Origin of the sequence: Streptomyces sp. 184 (genome assembly GCF_045781775.1) — a bacterium.
Taxonomy (GTDB): domain Bacteria; phylum Actinomycetota; class Actinomycetes; order Streptomycetales; family Streptomycetaceae; genus Streptomyces.
The window spans coordinates 3,601,078-3,620,185 of the sequence record NZ_CP123230.1 but is presented as its reverse complement, the minus strand read 5'-3'; the positions used below and the strand labels follow the sequence as shown (position 1 = coordinate 3,620,185).

3 protein-coding genes are annotated in these 19,108 nt (G+C 75.3%); all 3 read right to left on the bottom strand.

Annotated features, from left to right (window positions below; all coding sequences use genetic code 11):
- Positions 1–91: 91 nt before the first annotated feature.
- Genes QBL21_RS15165 through QBL21_RS15155 form a run of 3 tightly spaced genes read right to left on the bottom strand, consistent with a single transcriptional unit; the run spans position 92 to position 19,064 of the window.
- Positions 92–4,684 (bottom strand): amino acid adenylation domain-containing protein, encoded by a 4,593-nt coding sequence (locus QBL21_RS15165; RefSeq protein WP_407562710.1) that lies wholly within the window; start codon positions 4,682–4,684, stop codon positions 92–94.
- Positions 4,681–9,345: an amino acid adenylation domain-containing protein gene (locus QBL21_RS15160; protein ID WP_407562709.1), complete on the bottom strand. Its 4,665-nt coding sequence runs from the start codon at positions 9,343–9,345 to the stop codon at positions 4,681–4,683. The genes QBL21_RS15165 and QBL21_RS15160 overlap by 4 nt, the downstream gene beginning before the upstream one ends.
- A complete protein-coding gene (locus QBL21_RS15155; RefSeq protein WP_407562708.1) occupies positions 9,342–19,064 on the bottom strand; it encodes an amino acid adenylation domain-containing protein in 9,723 nt (3,240 codons plus the stop codon). The genes QBL21_RS15160 and QBL21_RS15155 overlap by 4 nt, the downstream gene beginning before the upstream one ends.
- Positions 19,065–19,108 lie beyond the last annotated feature (44 nt).

The following is a 19,108-nucleotide window of genomic DNA, read 5'->3' as shown; positions in this document are numbered from 1 at the left end:
CGGCTCAGGGGTCTGACGGCTTGAGGGACCTGGGGCTCACGGATGGACGGGTTTGGGGATATGGCGGCTTTGCAGGTTCAGGGGACGGGGGTCACTGGAGGTCGTCCTCGGCGAGGTCGGCTTCGAACTCGTCGACCTCGTCCTGGCCGAGGTCGAGAAGCGCGAAGTCGGAGGGGGTGTGCCCGCCGGCCGCCGGGTCCTCGGTGTGGGCGGCGAGCCCGGCCAGCAACTCCAGCCAGACCGCGCCGAGTCGTTCGACGTCCGCGGCGTCCAGCAGACCGTCCGCACGGCTCAGGGTGAGCGTCAGCTCGGGTCCGTCCGGCGTGTCGCGGACCACCGCGTTCGCCTCCAGCGCGTGCGCCACCGGCATGTCCGGTGCGGCGGAGCCGCCGACGGCGCTCTCCCCGGCCGGCTGCCACGGCTCGGGGGAACGGGCCGGGGAAGCGGCGGGGAAGCGGCCGAGGTAGTTGAAGCCGATCTGCGGTTGCGGCAACGCCGCCATCGCCTCGGCGGTCCCCGGCCCGAGATACCGCAGCAGCCCGTGGCCGAGGCCGTCACCGGGCACGGCCTGCGCCTGCTCCTTGACCGCCTTCAGCAGCGCGCCGGCCGCCGGCCCGCCGGCACGCGCGCCGCGGAGGTCGACGCCGGAGACGCCGAGGCGGAGCGGATACGCGGCGGCGAACCAGCCGACCGTACGGGACACGTCCAACCCCCCGACCGGCTGGCGGCCGTGGCCCTCGATGTCGACGAGCACACCGAGCCCGGTGGTCTCCGGCCGCCACTGGACGACGGCCCCGGCGAGGGTCGCGAGCAGCACCTCGTGCACGCCGGTGTGGAAGACGGCGGGCGTACGGGCCGTGAGGGTGGCCGCCTGCTCGGCGGGCACGGTCCAGGTGTGCGAGCGCATGGTGGCCGCGGTGTCGACGGCGGGGTCGAGCGGGCGGCGGCCGAGGGGCGGTTCGGGGGCGCCGAGGACGTCGGTCCACGCCCGGAGTTCGGCGGTGCGCTCTGTGGTTGCCGCCTGGGTGACGAGTTCCTGTGCCCAGCGGCGGAAGGAGGTGGGCACGGGGTCGAGGGCCGGGTGCAGGCCGTCCGCGAGGGAGGCGCAGACGGCCTGCAAGTCGGGGAGAAGGATGCGCCAGGACATGCCGTCGACCACGAGGTGGTGCGCGACGAGCACGAGCCGGCCCACCCGGGACGGCCCGGCGTCCAGCCAGAGCACACGCACCACCGATCCGTCCTCGGGGCGCAACCGACCGGCGGCGGCGCGGGCTTCGCCGGCGGCAAGCGCATCGAGGTCGGAGGCGTCGGCGGCGTCGATACGGGTGACGAGACCGGCGCCACCGACGGAGCCGCGTTCGGCGACGACGAGTCGCGGGTTCGCCGGATCCGACAGGTCGGCGCGGGCCCGCAGCACGTCGTGCGCGTCGACCAGGGCAGCCACACCCGCGGTCAGCACGTCGAGCCCCAGAGCGGCCGGTGCGCCGACGACCGTCCACTGGGCGAACCCGGGCTCTGCCGCCCGTACGCCGTGCGCGCGCATCACCGGCGTCCACGGCGCCTCACCGACGCCCGTGTCCGCGGCGGCCGGGGCCGACTCGAAGTCGGCCACGGTGGCCAGCCGCTCGGGCGTCTTCGCCTCGAAAACCTGCCGTGGGGTGAGCACGAGCCCTTCGCGGCGGGCGCGGGAGGCGAGCTGCATGGAGGTGATCGAGTCGCCGCCGAGCGCGAAGAAGTCGTCGTCAGCGCCCACCCGTTCAAGGCCCAGCACCTCGGCGAACAGCGCGCACAGGGCGGACTCGGTCGCGTTCGCCGGGGCCCGGCCGGACACGCGGCCGGCGAGGTCGGGGGCGGGCAGGGCAGCGCGGTCGGTCTTGCCGTTGGGAGTGAGGGGCAGCGCGTCGAGGGTCACGACGGCCGCGGGAACCATGTGCTCGGGCAGGCGGGTGGCGGCGAACTCCCGCAGGTCGTCGGCCGCTACGCCGCCTTCCGAGGCGACGACGTAGGCGACGAGCCGCTTGTCGCCGGGGCGGTCCTCGCGTACGACGACGGCGGCCTGCGCCACGTACGGGTGGGCGGCGAGGACGGCTTCGATCTCGCCGGGCTCGATGCGGAAGCCGCGGATCTTGACCTGCTCGTCGGCGCGCCCGGCGAAGTGCAGCAGCCCGTCGTCGGACCAGCGGGCGAGGTCGCCGGAGCGGTACATGCGCGCGCCGGGCTCGAAGAGGCAGGCGACGAAGCGTTCGGCGGTCAGCCCGCCGCGGCCGATGTAGCCGCGGGCCAGACCGGGGCCGGCGAGGTACAGCTCCCCCACGACACCCGGCGGTACGGGCCGCAGGAAGTCGTCCAGTACGTAGGTGTGGGCGTTGCCGATGGGGCGGCCGATGGCAGGAGCGGCGTCGTGCGGCTCGATATCAGAGTCGAGGGGGGTGGCGGTGGTGATGACGGTGGCCTCGGTCGGGCCGTACGTGTTCCACACCTTGGCCTGCCGCGACCACTTTGATGCGAGATCAGCGGTCAGCAGCTCCGCGCCGAGCACCCAGTTCCGTACGCCCGTGACCGCGGCCGGGTCGAGGACGCTCAGCAGCGACGGCACCACGCTGGCCACGGACACGCCGGAGCTACGGATCATCTCGGCCAGCGCCGCCGGTTCGACGCGCTCCTCGTCCGACGCGATCGCCAGCGTGCCGCCCGCGGCGAGAGTGACGGCGACATCGAGCACCGCGGCGTCGAAGCTGAACGACGCGAACTGCAACACCGTCACGTCCTGCGCCACGCCCAGGACCGGACGCATCGCCTCCGCCAGATTCGCCGGGCCCTCGTGCGGGACCGCAACGCCCTTCGGACGGCCCGTCGACCCGGATGTGTAGATCACGTAGGCGAGCTGTCCCGGTTCGACCACCGTGGCCGGCGGCTCCGCCGACTCCGCTCCGATCTCCCCCGCTACCTCGTCCAGCCGCACCGCACCCTCAGGCGCCAGGTCTCCCGCGCTCAGCACCACCTGCGCGCCGGAGTCGGCGACCATGAACGCCAACCGGTCCGCCGGATACGCCGGATCCAACGGCACGTAGGCGCCACCGGCCTTCCACACCGCCAGGATCGCCGCGACCATCTCCACACCGCGCGGCAGGCACAGCCCCACCCGAGACTCACGGCCCACACCCAGCCGCAGCAGATACCGCGCCAGCCGATTCGCCCGGGCATCCAACTCCCCGTACGACAGCGCTTCAGCCCCGCACCGCACAGCCACCGCACCCGGCGACCGCCGCACCCACTCCCCCACCCGATCCAGCACCGAACCCGCCGGCACCGCCAACTCCGTGGCATTCCACCCCGACACCACCCGCGACCGCTCCTCGGCCGCCAGCACGTCCACGTCACCCACCCGCACCGACGGGTCCGCCACCACCTGCTCCAGCACCCGCACCAACCGGCGCGCCAGCCCGTCCGCCTTGCCCGCACCGAAGAGGTCCGGCCGGTACGTCACCCGGACTTCGAGGTGGTCGGCGACATCGATGCCGAGGGTCAGCGGGTAGTTGGTCGCTTCGCGGGAGTCCAGTACGTCGATGGACAGTGCGTCGGGTGCCGCGGTCTCCTCGGGCGGGTGAGGGTAGTTCTCGTAGACGACGAGGGAGTCGAAGGTCGCGCCCGGCCCGCCGAGCTTCTGGACCTCCTGGAGGCCGAGGTGCTGGTGGCCCATCAGGGCGGACTGCCGACCCTGCAAGTCTGCGAGCATTTCCACCACCCGCTGCCCGCCGTCCAGCACCACCCGCACCGGCAACGTGTTGATGAACAACCCGACCATCGACTCCACACCCGGCAACTCCGCCGGACGACCCGCCACCGTCGCACCGAACACCACATCACCACGACGCGCCAACCGCGCCAACACCAACGCCCACGCCCCCTGCACCACCGTGTTGACCGTCAACCCACGCCCACGCGCCAGCGCCACCAACCCCGCCGTCGCCTCGTCCGTGAGCCGTGCCTCGGTCTGCTCCGGCAGTACGGCGGCCCGGGCGGGGTCCGCGGGGGCGACGAGCGTCGGCTCGTCCGCACCGGCCAGTTCCGCACGCCACGCCTCCCGCGCCGCGTCCTTGTCCTGCCGGCCCAGCCACGCCAGATAGTCCCGGTACGGGGCGGTTCGCCGCAGTCCGGAGGCGTCGCCGCCCGCCTCGTACGCGGCGGACAGCTCGCCGAGCAGCACCGGCATGGACCAGCCGTCCATGAGTATGTGATGGGTCGTCATCACCAGTCGGTGCCGCCGGGCTCCGAGCCGGACGAGGAGCAGCCGCAGCAGGGGCGGCGCCGCGGGGTTCAGGCGCTCGGCGCGCTCTTCGGCGGCCAGCTTCTCCAGCCGGGCTGCGGCGTCCGGGCCGGTGGCGTCGGACAGGTCGGCTTCGCGCCAGGGGAGCCGGACCTCGCGGGCGATGAGCTGGACGGCCTCGCCGGAGGCGCGCCGGTGGAAGCTGGCCCGGAGTGCTCCGTGGCGGGCGAGGAGCGCCTCCCAGGAGGTGCGCAGGCGGGCGGGGTCCAAGGGGCCGTCGAGGCTGAGAACGAACTGCACGGTGTAGAGGTCGGGGCCGGTGTCGTCGTAGCCGGCGTGGAACAGCAGGCCCTCCTGGAGCGGCGACAGCGGCCACACTTCCAGGGCCGGGCGGGTAGCGGCGGTGTGGGTCTTCACCGGGGCAGTCCTCCTTCGATCTTGCCGGCGATCTCTTCGAGCTGTTCGACGTCGTCCTGGCCGAGGTCGAGGAGGGGGAAGTCGGAGGGGGTGTGGCCGCCGGCCGCCGGGTCCTCGGTGTGGGCGGCGAGGCCGGCGAGCATGTCCAGCCAGCTCTGTCCGAGGCGTTCGACGTCCGTGCGGTCGAGCAGGTCGGGGGGCCAGCCGAGGGTGAACGACAGCTCGGGGCCGGCGGCGGTGTCGCGGATGACGGCGTTGGTGCCGAGGGCGTGCAGTATCGGCATGCCGGGCGGGGCGGACCCGCCGACGGCGGTCTCGCCGGCGGGCTGCCATGCCTCGACCGGGCCCGCGCCGCCCGCGGGGAACCGGCCGAGGTAGTTGAAGCCGATCTCCGGCTGCGGCAGCGCCGCCGCGGCTGCTTCCGTGTCGGCGTTGAGGTAGCGCAGCAGGCCGTGGCCGAGTCCGTCGCCGGGCACGGCCTGGGCCTGTTCCTTGACGGCCTTGAGCAGCCGTCCGGCGGCCGGTCCGCCGGCGCGTACGTCGTCCAGGTCGATGCCGTGCACGTCGAGCCGCAGCGGGTGGACGCTGGTGAACCAGCCCACCGTGCGGGACAGGTCGAGGTCCCCCGCCGTCTCGCGGCCGTGGCCTTCGACGTCGACGAGCACGCCGCCGCGTACTCCCGGCCGCCAGTGGGCCACCGCGGCGGCGAGGGTGGCGAGCAGCACCTCGTGGACGCCGCAGTGGAAGACGGCCGGGGTGCGGCTGGTCAGCGTCACCGCCTGGTCCGCGGGGAGCGTCCACGACCGGTTCTGTAGCGACGCGACCGTGTCGACGGCCGGGTCCGGCGCGCGGCGGGTCAGTGCGGGTGCGCGGGCGCCGAGTTGGGCGGTCCAGCGCGTCAGCTCGGCCCGCCGTTCCGCGCTCGCGGCCTGCGCCGTCAGCTCCCGCGACCAGCGCCGGAACGACGTCGCCACCGGCTCCAGCGCGGGCTTCCGCCCCTCCTCCACCGCCTCGCACGCCGCCCGCAGATCAGGCAGCAGGATCCGCCACGACACCCCGTCGACCACCAGATGGTGTACGAGGAGCGCGATCCGCCCCACGCGGGAGGGCCCGGCGTCGAGCCACACGGCGTGGACCATGACGCCGTTCGCCGGGTCGAGCCGGGCGACGGCCGCTTGGGCGGCCTGCTCGGCGAGCCGGTCCAGATCGCCCGCGTCCGAGGCGTCGATACGGGTCACGCGGCCGGCCGGGTCCACGGAGCCCCGCCCGCCGACGAGGAGCCGGGGGGCCGCCTCGTCGGACAGGTCCGTTCTGGCCCGTAGCACGTCGTGGGTGTCCAGCAGTGCGCCGATGCCGCCGGCGAGCGTCTCCGGCCGGAGGGCCGCGGGGGCGCCGACGACCGTCCACTGGGCGAACTCCCGGCCCGCGGTGCGTTCGCCGAGCCGCCGCATCACCGGCGTCCACGGCACCTCGCCGACGCCGCTGTCCGCGCCGGCGGGCGCTGCCGGTTCGGCGGCCCGGGCGGCGGGCACGGCCAGGCGCTCGGGGGTCCGTTCGTCGAAGACCTGCCGCGGCGTGACCACCAGGCCGGCGCGGCGGGCGCGGGAGGCGAGCTGCATCGAGGTGATCGAGTCGCCGCCGAGCGCGAAGAAGTCGTCGTCGGCGCCGACCCGTTCCAGGCCCAGCACCTCGGCGAAGAGCGCGCACAGGGCGGTCTCCGTCTCGCCCTCGGGCGGCCGGCCGGTGGCGTGCCCGGCGAAGTCCGGTGCGGGCAGGGCGGTCCTGTCGATCTTCCCGCTGGTCGTCAGCGGCAGCCCGGCCAGCACCAGCACCGCGGCCGGGACCATGTAGTCGGGCAGCACCGCCGCGGCGTGCGCGCGCACCCGCCGCGGGTCGACGTCCTGCCTGCCCTGCCCGCCCTGCCCGTTCTGCCCTTCCGGGACGACGTAGCCGACGAGCCGCTTGTCGCCGGGGCCGTCGTCGCGCGCGACGACCACCGCTTCGCCGACTCCGGCGGCCTCCCGCAGCACGGCTTCGATCTCGCCCAGCTCGATACGGTGGCCGCGGACCTTGACCTGCTCGTCGGCGCGGCCGACGAAGACCAGCTCGCCGTCGCCGGTCCAGCGCACGAGGTCGCCGGTGCGGTACATCCGCTCGCCGGGCCCGAACGGGCAGGCCACGAACCGCTCCGCGGTCAGCCCCACCCGCCCCAGGTACCCGCGGGCGACGCCGGCCCCGGCGAGGTACAGCTCGCCCGCCACTCCGGGCGGCACGGGCTGGAGGAACGTGTCCAGCGCGTACACCCGGGAGTTGGTGACGGGGCTGCCGATCGGCGGGGTGCCGCGGGGGTCGCGGATCCGGCCGAGCGTGGAGGCGACGGTGGCTTCGGTGACGCCGTACTCGTTGAACAGCTCGCGGCCCGCCAGCCACCGGCGGCGCAGCTCCGGCGACCCGGGTTCGCCGCCGAGGACGACGCTGCGCAGCTCCGGCAGGCCCTCGGGCGGGACTTCGGCAAGCAGCGTCGGGGTGGTGGCGACGTACGTGACGCCCTCCTCGCGCATCAGGCGGGCGAGTTCGTCGCCGGAGATGTCGAGCCGTACGGGGCCGAGGACGAGCCGGCCGCCGGCGCAGAGCACCGGCCAGATGTCGCTCATCGAGACGTCGAAGCTCGGCGAGACGAGTTGCAGGACGCGGCTGCCGGGGCCGAAGCCGTACTGCGCGATGCGGTCGGCGACGAGGTTGCGCAGGCCGTGGTGGGTGGCGACGACGCCCTTGGGGGTGCCGGTGGAGCCGGAGGTGTAGATGACGTACGCCGCATGGTCCGCCGTCAGCGGCCCGCGCCGCTCCTCCGCCCGCAGCACCCCGCCGGGAAGCGCGGCGACCTCGGCGGCCACCGCCGGATCGTCCAGCACCACGGTCCGGAAGCCGCCCGCCGGGAGCACGTCGTACGTCGCCGAGGTGCACAGGACCACGGCCGGATCGGCGTCCCGCAGGACGAACGCCAGCCGCTCGGCGGGATAGCCGGGGTCCACCGGTACGTACACGCCCCCGGCCAGCGACACCGCGAGCAGCGCCTCGACCAGCGCCGCCGACCGCTCCACCAGCACCGCCACCCGGACCTCGGGCCCCACACCCGCCGCCACCAGATACCGGCCCAGCCGGCCCGCACGGTCGCCCAGCTCCCCGTAGGACAGCGACTGACCGCCGGCCACCACCGCCACCGCCTCCGGCGACCGCGCCACCCGGGCGGCGAACGACTCGGGGGCCGGCGGCTCGGACACGGGCGCCGCGGTGGCGTTCCAGCCGGTGGTGACCAGCGCGCGCCGCGGAGGGTCGACGGCGTCGAGGCGGGCGACCGGCGCGGCCGGGTCCGCGACGAGCTGCTCCAGCACCCGCACGAAGGACGCGGTGACGGTCTCCGCCCGGTCGGGCTCGAACACGTCGCGCCGGTAGAAGAGTTCGGCCCGCAGTTGCTCGCCGGGCCAGGCGATGAGGGTGAGCGGGTAGTGGCCGGCGTCCTGGGGTTCGCCCGCGAAGCGGAGGGAGAGCGCCTCGGGGTCGTCGGACTCGGCGGAGGTGAGGGGGTAGTTCTCGTAGACGACGAGGGTGTCGAACGTGGCGCCGGGGCCGGCGAGCTTCTGCACGTCGGGCAGCCCGATGTGCTGGTGCGCCATCAGCTCGACCTGGCGCCGCTGGAGGTCGGCGAGGAGGTCCGCGGCGGGGCGGGCGGGGTCGAGGCGGACGCGGACGGGCAGAGTGTTGATGAACAGGCCCACCATGGCCTCGACGCCGGGCAGTTCGGGTGGGCGACCGGCGGCGGTGGCGCCGAAGACGACGTCGTCGCGGCCGGTGAGCCGGGCCAGGACCAGCGCCCAGGCGCCCTGCACGACGGTGTTGACGGTCAGGCCGTGGGCTCGCGCCAGCTCCGCGACGTCCGCGGACAGCTCCGCGCCGAGCGTGAAGCGCACCCTCCCGGGCACCACCGGGCCGTCGAGCGCGTCCGGGGGCACCACAAGCGTCGGCTCGTCGGCCCCGGCCAGCTCGGCGCGCCAGGCGGCCTGCGCCCGGCCCTTGTCCTGGCGGCGCAGCCACGCCAGGTACTGCCCGTAGGAGGGGGCGGGCTTGAGCATCGACAGGTCGCCGCCCGCCTCGTACACCGCCGCCAGCTCCCGCACCAGGATCGGCATCGACCAGCCGTCGAGCAGGATGTGGTGGGTCGTCACCACCAGCCGGTGCCGCTCCTCGCCGAGCCGGACGAGCAGCAGCCGCAGCAGCGGGGCCGCCGCGAGGTCGATGCGCAGGGCGCGCTCGGCGTCGGCCAGCGCCTGGGTCTCGGCGAGCGCGTCGGCCTCGGGCAGCGCGGACAGGTCCGCGTCCCGCCAGGGCAGCGCGACTTCTTTGGTGATGAGCTGTACGGCCTCGCCGGAGGGGCGCCGGTGGAAGCTGGCGCGCAGCGCCGGGTGGCGGACCAGCAGCCCGGCCCAGGCGGCGCGGAAGCGGCGCTGGTCCATCGGCCCGTCCACGTCGAGCATGAACTGCACGGTGTAGATGTCCGGGCTGTCGGCGTCGAAACCGGCGTGGAACAGCAGTCCTTCCTGGAGCGGCGACAGCGGCCACATCTCTGCCAGGGCGGAGCCTTTGGCGACGGCTGAGGGGTTCACCGGGTCAGTCCTCCTTGGAGCTTCGCCGCGATCGCTTCGAACTGGTCGATCTCGTCCTGGCCGAGGTCGAGGAGGGGGAAGTCGGAGGGGGTGTGGCCGCCGGCCGCCGGGTCCTCGGTGTGGGCGGCGAGCCCGGCGAGCATGTCCAGCCAGGTGCGGCCGAGGCGGTCGGCGTCCGCCTCGGCCAGGACGCCGCCGGCCCAGGCGAGCGCGAGGGTGACCTCGGGTCCGGCGGGGGCGTCGCGGATGACCGGGTTGGCCTCCAGCGCGTGGGTGACCGCCATGTCGGGTGCGGCGGAGCCGCCGACCGCGGTCTCGCCGGCCGGCTGCCACGCCTTGACGCGGCCGGCGCGGGGGGCGGCCGTGAAGCGGCCCAGGTAGTTGAAGCCGACCTGGGGTGCGGGCAGCGCGGCCAGCACCTCGGCCGTCTCGGGGTTGAGGTGCCGCAGCAGCCCGTGGCCGAGGCGGTCGCCGGGCACGGCCTGCGCCTGTTCCTTGACGGACTTCAGCAGCGCGCCGGCGGCGGGGCCGCCGCCGCGGGCCTCGTCCAGGTCGATGCCGCCGAGTTCGAGCCGCAGCGGGTGGACCGTGGTGAACCAGCCGACGGTCTGCGACGGGTCGAGGCCGCCGACCTCCTCCCGGCCGTGGCCCTCCATGTCCACCAGCAGCCCGGTGTGCCCGCCGGGGCGCCAGCGCGTGACGGCAGCGGCGAAGGTGGCGAGCAGGACCTCGTGCACGCCGCAGTGGTACGCGGTGGGCGTACGGGCGAGGAGGGTGGCGGCCTGCGCCGCGGGCACGGTCCACGACGCGCGGCGCTGGGTGCGCGCGGTGTCGGCGGCCGGGTCGAGCGCGCGCCGGCCGACCAGTGGCTCGGGCTCCACCAGGAGCTTCGTCCACTGCTCCAGCTCCGCCTGGCGGGCCTCGCCCCCGGCCTGGGCGACGAGGGCGCGCGCCCAGCGGCGGAACGACGTCGGCACGGGATGCAGCCGGGGCCGCCGGCCCGCGGCCAGCGCCTCGCAGGCGTTTTGCAGGTCGGGCAGCAGGACGCGCCAGGACACGCCGTCGACCGCGAGGTGGTGGACGACGAGCGCGATACGGCCGGTGCGGTGCGGGCCCGCGTCCAGCCACACCGCCCGCAGCATCCCGGCGCCGGCCGCGGGGTCGAGCCCGGCCGCCGCCTCCGCGGCGGCCCGGCCGGTGGTCTCGTCCAGCTCCCCGTCCGGCACGTCGGCGGCATCGACGCGGGTGACCAGCGCGGCCGCCTCCAGCGAGCCGCGCTCGGGGACGACGAGGCGGGGGCGCGCCTCGGACGGGGCGGTGCGGGCGCGGAGCATGTCGTGCGCGTCCAGCACGGCCCCCACGCCGTCCGCCAGCACCTCGTGCGTCAGCCCGGCCGGTGCGCCGACGACCGTCCACTGCGTGAACCCGGCGGCGGCGACGCCCGCGCCGATCCACCGCATCACCGGCGTCCACGGCACCTCGCCCACGCCCGAGTCGCCGTCCCCGGGCCCGTCCGTGGCAGGCTCGAACGCCCCGGCCCCGGCGGTCTCCAGAGCCACGGCCAGCCGCTCGGGGGTGCGCTCCTCGAACACCTGACGTGGCGTCAGGACGAGTCCCTTCTTGCGGGCCCGGGACGCCAGTTGCATGGACGTGATCGAGTCGCCGCCCAGCTCCAGGAAGCTGTCGTCCGCGCCGACCCGCGCCAGGCCGAGAACGTCGGCGAACAGCGCGCACAGCGCCGTCTCCGCCGCGCCCCGCGGCGCCCGGCCCGTCGCCCTTCCGGCGAAGTCCGGTGCGGGCAGCGCCTTGCGGTCCACCTTTCCGTTGACCGTCACCGGCATCGCGTCGAGCACCAGCACCGCGGACGGCACCATGTACTCCGGCAGCAGCTCCGCCGCGTGCGCGCGCAGCGCGTCCTCGCCGACGCGCCGCCCGCCGTCCGCGACGACGTAGCCCACCAGCCGCTTGTCGCCCGGCCGGTCCTCGCGGGCGACGACCACCGCCTGCCCGACGGCCTCGTGGCGGGCGAGCACGGCCTCGATCTCGCCCAGTTCGACGCGGAAGCCGCGCACCTTCACCTGCGCGTCCGCCCGCCCGGCGAACTCCAGCACGCCGCCCCCGGCCCGGCGCACCAGGTCCCCGGAGCGGTACATCCGCTCCCCCGGCGCGAACGGGCAGGCCACGAACCGCTCGGCCGTCAGCTCCGGCCGGTCCGCGTAGCCGCGGGCCAGGCCGGCGCCGGCGATGTACAGCTCGCCGACCACCCCGGCGGGCACCGGACGCAGGAAGCCGTCCAGCACGTACAGGAGCATGTTGTCGAGGGGCCCGCCGATCGGCACGGGTGACGGGACGGGCCCACCGGGCTCGATGCGGTACGAGGTCGCGAACGTCGTGGTCTCCGTCGGCCCGTACCCGTCCACGACCACCAGCTCCGGGCACGCCGCCCGCACCCGGCGGACCGCCTCCGCCTGCACGGCGTCGCCGCCGGTCCACACCTCGCCCAGCCCGCCCAGGCACTCCGGGTCGTCCTGCGCGAACAGGTGGAACAGCGCGGCCGTAAGCCACATCGCGGAGATCCCGTGCCGCCGGATCAGCTCCCTCAGCCGCGCGGGCGTCACCGCGCCGGGCGGCGCGACGACGACCCGGCCGCCGGTCAGCAGCGGCGCCCACAGCTCGTACGTGGCGGCGTCGAAGGTCTGCGGGGAGTGGAAGAGGACCCGCTCGTGGCCGCGGGCGAACCTGCCGTCCCGAGCCAGCGCCGCCACGTCCCCGTGGGTGACCTCGACGCCCTTGGGCAGTCCGGTCGAGCCGGAGGTGTACATCACGTACGCCACGTCGTCGGCGCCGAGGCGCACGGGCGGCGGCCCGGCCGCGGGGGCGGCGAGCAGTTCGCCGACGCGGGTGACCGGCGCCGAAGGGGTGTCCGAGTGCCGGTCCGCGACGGTCAGTACGGTCCGTCCGAGCGCCAGGCCGGTGCGCGCCGCCGGCCAGTCCGCGGCCACCGGGACGTACCCGGCACCGGCCTTGACGATCCCGAGGAGCACGATCACCAGCTCCGCGGACCGCTCCATGACCACGCCGACGAGATCCCCGCGCCGCACCCCGCGCGCCGCGAGCCCGCCGGCCACCCGGTCCGCCGCCTCGTTCAGCTCCGCGTACGTCCACTCCCGCTCGCCGTCGACCAGCGCGACGGCCTCCGCGCAGCGCGCGGCACGCTCGCCGAACACCTCCGGCAGCGCACCCGCGGCGAGCGGGCGCGCCGTGTCGTTGAAGTCCCGCAGCACGCGCGCCCGCTCGGGGCCGTCGAGGACGTCGAGCCGGCCGACGGGCAGCCCGGGGTCGGCCGCCATCTGCCTCAGGACGTGCACCAGCCGGTCGAGGACGGCGTCGGCGGCGGAGGCGTCGAAGGAGTCGAGCCGGTGGCTCAGCTTCAGCCGCAGCCCGCCCGCGGGGTCGACGACCAGCGTCAGGGGGTAGTTGGTCTCACCCCACACGGTGGCCTCGGTGAAGCGCAGCCCCGCCGGCGCCGGGCCGTGGGCGGCATGGGGGTCGGCCGGGTCGGCCGGGTCGGCCAGGTCGGAGGGGAAGTTCTCGAAGGCCATCACGGTGTCGAAGGTCGCGCCGGGCCCGGCGAGCCGCTGGATGTCCGCGAGGCCCAGGTGCTGGTGGTCCATCAGCGCCGACTGCTGCGCCTGAACGTCGGCCAGGAGGTCCGCGACGCTCCGCGCCGGGTCCAGCCGCACCCGCACCGGGACGGTGTTGATGAACAGCCCCAGCATGTGTTCCATGCCCGGCAGCTCCGCCGGGCGGCCGGCTACCGCGGCGCCCAGGACCACGTCGCCGCGGCCCGCGAGCTGGCCCACGACCATCGCCCAGGCCGTCTCGATCACGGTGTTGAGCGTCACGCCGTACGTGCGGGCCAGTCCTGCCAGTGCCTCGTCCAGCGCGGCACCGGCGGTGCGCACGAGGTCCCGGGAGGGCGCGTCGGTGCCGTCGCGGTCGGCGGGCGCGACGAGCGTCGGCTCGTCCGCGCCGGCCAGGGTCCGCCGCCAGGCCCCCTCGGCGGCAGCCCTGTCCCGGCGGGCCAGCCAGGCGAGGTAGTCGCGGTACGGCGTCACGGGCGGCAGCCCGGCGGCGCTGCCCCCGGCCGCGTAGCAGGCCCACAGCTCGCGCCGCAGGATCGGCACCGACCAGCCGTCGAGCGCGAGGTGGTGGAGCGTGATCACCATCCGGTACCGCTCCGCGCCGAGCCGCAGCAGCGCCACCCGCAGCAGCGGCGGCCGGCTCGGATCGAAGCGCCGGGCGCGCTCGGCGGCGGCGATCCGCTCCGACTCCGCCCACGCCTCCGCGGCCCCGAGGCCGGCCAGGTCCTCCTCGCGCCACGGCAGCTCGACGTCCTGGACGACCACCTGTACGGGCCGGGTCGCCCCGGACGGCTGCCGGAACCCGGCGCGCAGGCTGGCGTGGCGGGCGAGCAGCGCCTGCCACGACGCCCGCAGCACGGCGGCGTCGAGCGGGCCGTCCACGCCGAGCACGAGCTGTCCGACGTAGACGTCGGTGGCTGCCTGCTCGTCGTACACCGCGTGGAACAACAGCCCTTCCTGGAGCGGCGAAACCGGCAGCACCTCCACCAGGTCCGGTACGGCAGCCGCCAGTTCCTCCAGTACCTCGGGCGCCAGGTCGACCAGCGGCGCGTCGGACGGGGCGGGGTCGCCGGCGTCGGTCACGGTGCCGGCGACGGCGGCGAGCCGGGCGGGCGTGCGGAGCTGGAACACCTGGCGCGAGGTGAACGACAGCCCCGCCCGCTGGGCCGCCGACACCAGCAGCATCGAGCGGATCGAGTCGCCGCCGAGCGCGAAGAACGAGTCGTCGGCGCCGGCGCGCTCCACGCCGAGGACATCGGCGAACAGCCCGCAGAGCAGCGCCTCCCGCGGCGTCGCGGGCGCACGGCCCGCGGTTTCGCCGGACGCCTCCGGGGCGGGCAGGGCCTTGCGGTCGAGCTTCCCGTTGGGCGTGAGCGGCAGCGCGTCGAGGACGACGACCGCGGCGGGGACCATGTGCTCGGGCAGCCGGACGGCGGCGAACTCCCGCAGGGCATCCGGCTCGACGCCGTTGCCGTTCGGTACGACGTAGCCGACGAGCCGCTTGTCACCGGGCTGGTCCTCGCGTACGACGACGGCGGTGTGGGCGACGTCCGGATGGGCGGCGAGGACGGCTTCGATCTCGCCGGGCTCGATGCGGAAGCCGTGGATCTTGACCTGCTCGTCGGCGCGCCCGGCGAAGTGCAGCAGCCCGTCGTGGGACCACTTCGCCAGGTCGCCGGAGCGGTACATGCGCGCGCCGGGCTCGAAGGGGCAGGCGACGAAGCGCTCGGCGGTCAGCCCGCCGCGGCCGATGTAGCCGCGGGCCAGGCCCACACCTGCGATGTACAGCTCGCCCACGACACCGGGCGGTACGGGCCGCAGGAAGTCGTCCAGCACGTAGGTGTGGGCGTTGCCTATCGGCCGGCCGATGGCGGGAGAGGGATCGTGCGGTGCGATGTGCGCGTCCAGCGGGGCGGCGGTGGTGATGACGGTGGCCTCGGTCGGCCCGTACGTGTTCCACACCCGCGCCTGCCGGGTCCACCGCGAAGCCAGGTCAGCGGTCAGCAACTCCGCGCCCAGCACCCAGTTCCGTACGCCCGGCACAGCGGCTGGGTCGAGGACGCTCAGCAGCGACGGCACCACGCTGGCCACCGACACACCGGAGCTACGGATCATCTCCGCCAGCGCCGCCGGCTCCACCCGCTCCTCGCTGGCGGCGATCGCCAACGTGCCGCCCGCGGCGAGGGTGACGGCGACATCCAGCACGGCGGCGTCGAAGCTGAACGACGCGAACTGCAACGCCGTCACACCCTCCGCCACCCCCAGCGCCGGACGCATCGCCTCCGCCAGGTTCGCCGGGCCCCGGTGGGGCACGGCGACGCCCTTCGGGCGGCCCGTCGACCCGGATGTGTAGATGACGTACGCCAGTTCATCGAGCCCGACCCGCCGCTCCACCGGCGCACCGGACTCCGCCGCGATCTCCCCCACGGCCTCGTCCAGCCGTACCGCACCTTCGGGCGCCAGGTCTCCCGCGCTCAGCACCACCTGCGCGCCGCTGTCGGCAACCATGAACGCCAACCGCTCGGCCGGATAGGCGGGGTCGAGCGGCACGTAGGCGCCTCCGGCCTTCCACACCGCGAGGATCGCCGCGACCATCTCCACGCCACGCGGCAGGCACAGCCCCACACGCGACTCCCGGCCCACGCCCAGCCGCAGCAGATACCGCGCCAGCCGATTCGCCCGCTCGTCCAGCTCCCCGTACGACAGCGCCTCCGACCCGCACCGCACCGCCACGGCCTCGGCTGCCCGCCACGCCCGCGCCTCGAACCGGTCCAGCACCGAACCCGCCGGCACCGCGAGGTGCGTCTCGTTCCACCCCGACAACACCGCTTCCCGCTCGGCGTCGCCCAGCGCGTCGATGTCGCCGACCCGGGCCCCCGGGTCGGCGGCCATCTGCGTCAGCACGCGGACGAGGCGGTCGGCCACGGCCTGCGCGGACCGCGCGTCGAAGGCGTCCAGCCGGTAGTCGAGCCAGAGCTTCATGCCGTCGTCCGGCTCCACGCCCAGGGCCAGGGCGTACGTGGTGGACTCGCGCAGCCGGGAGCCGGTGAGCCGCAGCGGCTCCGGCGGCGCGCTCGCCGCGGCGCCATAGGTCCGGAACGTCATCAGGGTGTCGAAGGCCGCGGCGGGCCCGGCGAGCCGCTGGATGTCCGCGAGGCCCAGGTGCTGGTGGTCGAGGAGGGCGGTCTGCTGTGCCCGGACGGCGTCGAGGACTTCGGCGATCGTCTGCCCGGGCGCTACCCGCACCCGTACGGGGACCGTGTTGAGGAAGAGCCCGACCATGTCGGCCGTGCCCGGCAGCTCCGCCGGCCGGCCGGCGACCACGGTGCCGAAGACGACGTCGCTGCGGCCCGCGAGCTGCCCCACGACCATCGCCCAGGCGGTCTCCAGCACCGTGTTGAGCGTCAGTCCCCGCCCGCGGGCGAGGTCTTCCAGCGCCGCGGTCAGCTCGGCGCCCGGTTCCGCGACCACCTTGCCGGTGGGCGCCGGTCCGGCGTCCCGGCCGGCCGGTGCCACGAGCGTCGGCTCGTCCACGTCGGCGAGCGCCTGCCGCCACGCCTCGGCAGCGGCTTCGTCGTCCTGGCGGTGCAGCCACGCCAGGTGGTCGCGGTGCGGCGTCGCGGGCGGCAGGACGGAGACGTCACCGCCCGCCGCGTAGAGGGTCCACAGCTCGCGCAGGACGACCGGCAGCGACCAGCCGTCCAGGGCGATGTGGTGCAGGGTGACGACCATCCGGTACCGCTCCGCGCCGAGCCGCAGCAGGGCCACCCGCAGCAGCGGCGCCCGCCCCAGATCGAAGCGCCGCTCCCGCTCGGCGTCCGCGATCCGTTCGGACTCCGCCTGTGCTTCCGCGGCGCCCAGTCCGGCCAGGTCCTCCTCGCGCCACGGCAGCTCGACAGCGTCGACCACCACCTGCACCGGCCGGCCCGTCCCCGCGGGCTGCCGAAAGCCGGCCCGCAGACCGGTGTGACGGTCCAGCAACGCCTGCCACGACACCCGCACCAGGCCCGGGTCCAGCGCCCCGGCCACGTCCACGACGAGTTGGCCGACGTACGCGTCCGGCGTCTGCGCGTCGTACAGCGCGTGGAAGAGCAGGCCCTCTTGCAGCGGCGCGAGCGGGAGTACGTCCACGAGCCCCGGCACCGCGGCTGCCAGCTCGGCCCGCTGCTCCGCGCCGAGATGCAGCAGCGGGGCGTCCGGCCTCGCTTCGGCAGGGCCCTTGCCGCGGGCCGACGCGACCAGGGCCGCCAGGCGCGCCGGCGTCCGGCCCTCGAAGACCTGCCGCGTGGTCAGAGCGAAGCCGGCGTCGCGGGCCGCGGACACCAGCAGCATCGACCGGATCGAATCACCGCCGAGCGCGAAGAAGTTGTCGTCGGAGCCGACGCTCCCGATGTGCAGCACGTCCGCGAACAGCTCGCACATGCGCTGCTCCAGCGGCGTGACGGGACTGCGCCCCCGGGTGGGCTCGCCGAGCGCCGGCGGCGGGAGCGCCGCGCGGTCGACCTTGCCGTTGGGGGTCAGCGGCAGCGCGTCCAGGACCACGAGGGCTGCCGGCACCATGTGCTCGGGCAGCCGCCCGGCGGCGAACTCGCGCAGGACACCGGTGTCTACGCCGCCCCGCATCGCCGCGACGTAGCCGACGAGCCGCTTGTCCCCTGGGCTGTCCTCCCGTACGAGGACCGCCGCCTGCGACACCCGCGGATGGGCGGCGAGCACCGACTGCACCTCGCCGGGCTCGATACGGAAGCCGCGGATCTTGACCTGCTCGTCGGCGCGGCCCACGAACGCCAGCTCGCCCTCGGCCGTCCATCGCGCCAGGTCTCCCGAGCGGTACATCCGCGTGCCCGTCTCGAAGGGGCAGGCGACGAACCGCTCGGCGGTCAGCGCGGCGCGGCCGACGTAGCCGCGGGCCAGACCCGCACCTGCGATGTACAGCTCCCCGGTCACGCCCGGCGGCACGGGGCGGAGCGTGGAGTCCAGCACGTAGACCCGGGCGTTGCCGATGGGGCGGCCGATGGGGGGCGGCGGGTCGTCCGGTTCGATCGCGGAGTCCAGCGGGACGGCGGTGGTGATGACGGTGGCCTCGGTCGGGCCGTACGTGTTCCACACCCGCGCCTGCCGCGTCCAGCGGGACGCCAGGCCGGCGGTCAGCAACTCCGCGCCGAGCACCCAGTTCCGTACGCCCGGCACGGCGGCCGGGTCGAGGACGCTCAGCAGCGACGGCACCACGCTCGCCACGGACACGCCGGAGCTACGAACCATCTCCGCCAGCGCCGCCGGCTCCACCCGATCCTCGTCCGACGCGATCGCCAGCGTGCCGCCCGCCGCCAGCGTGACCGCCACATCCAGCACCGCGGCGTCGAAGCTGAACGACGCGAACTGCAACGCCGTCACACCCTCCGCCACGCCCAGGACCGGACGCATCGCCTCCGCCAGATTCGCCGGACCCTCGTGCGGGACCGCCACACCCTTCGGGCGGCCCGTCGACCCGGACGTGTAGATCACGTACGCCAACTGCCCCGGCTCCAGCGCCGTGTCCAGCGGCTCCGACGACTCCGCCGCGATGTCTTCCGCGGCCTCGTCCAGCGACACCATGTGCGCCGCCGACTCCGATACCACCCCCGCCGTGGCACCGGCCGTCAGCACGACCGCGGCTCCGCTGTCGGCGACCATGAACGCCAACCGCTCCGCCGGATACGCCGGGTCCAGCGGCACGTAGGCGCCACCGGCCTTCCACACCGCCAGGATCGCCGCGACCATCTCCACGCCGCGCGGCAGGCAGAGCCCCACCCGCGACTCCGGGCCCACGCCCAGCCGCGTGACGTACCGCGCCAGCCGGTTCGCCCGCCGGTCCAGCTCCGCGTACGACACGGTGTCCACGCCGCATCGCACGGCGCATGCGCCCGGCGTGCGCCGCGCTCGCGCCTCGAACCGGTCCAGCACCGTCCCGGACGGCACGGAAAGGCCCGTCTCGTTCCACCCCGACACCACCAAGGCCCGCTCCCCCGTACCCAGCAGATCCACGTCGCCCACCCGGGCATCCGGGTCGGCGCTCGCGCGTTCCGCGAATCTCAAGAAGACCTGTCTCTGCGCCGCCACCCCCGACTCCGGACCGGATA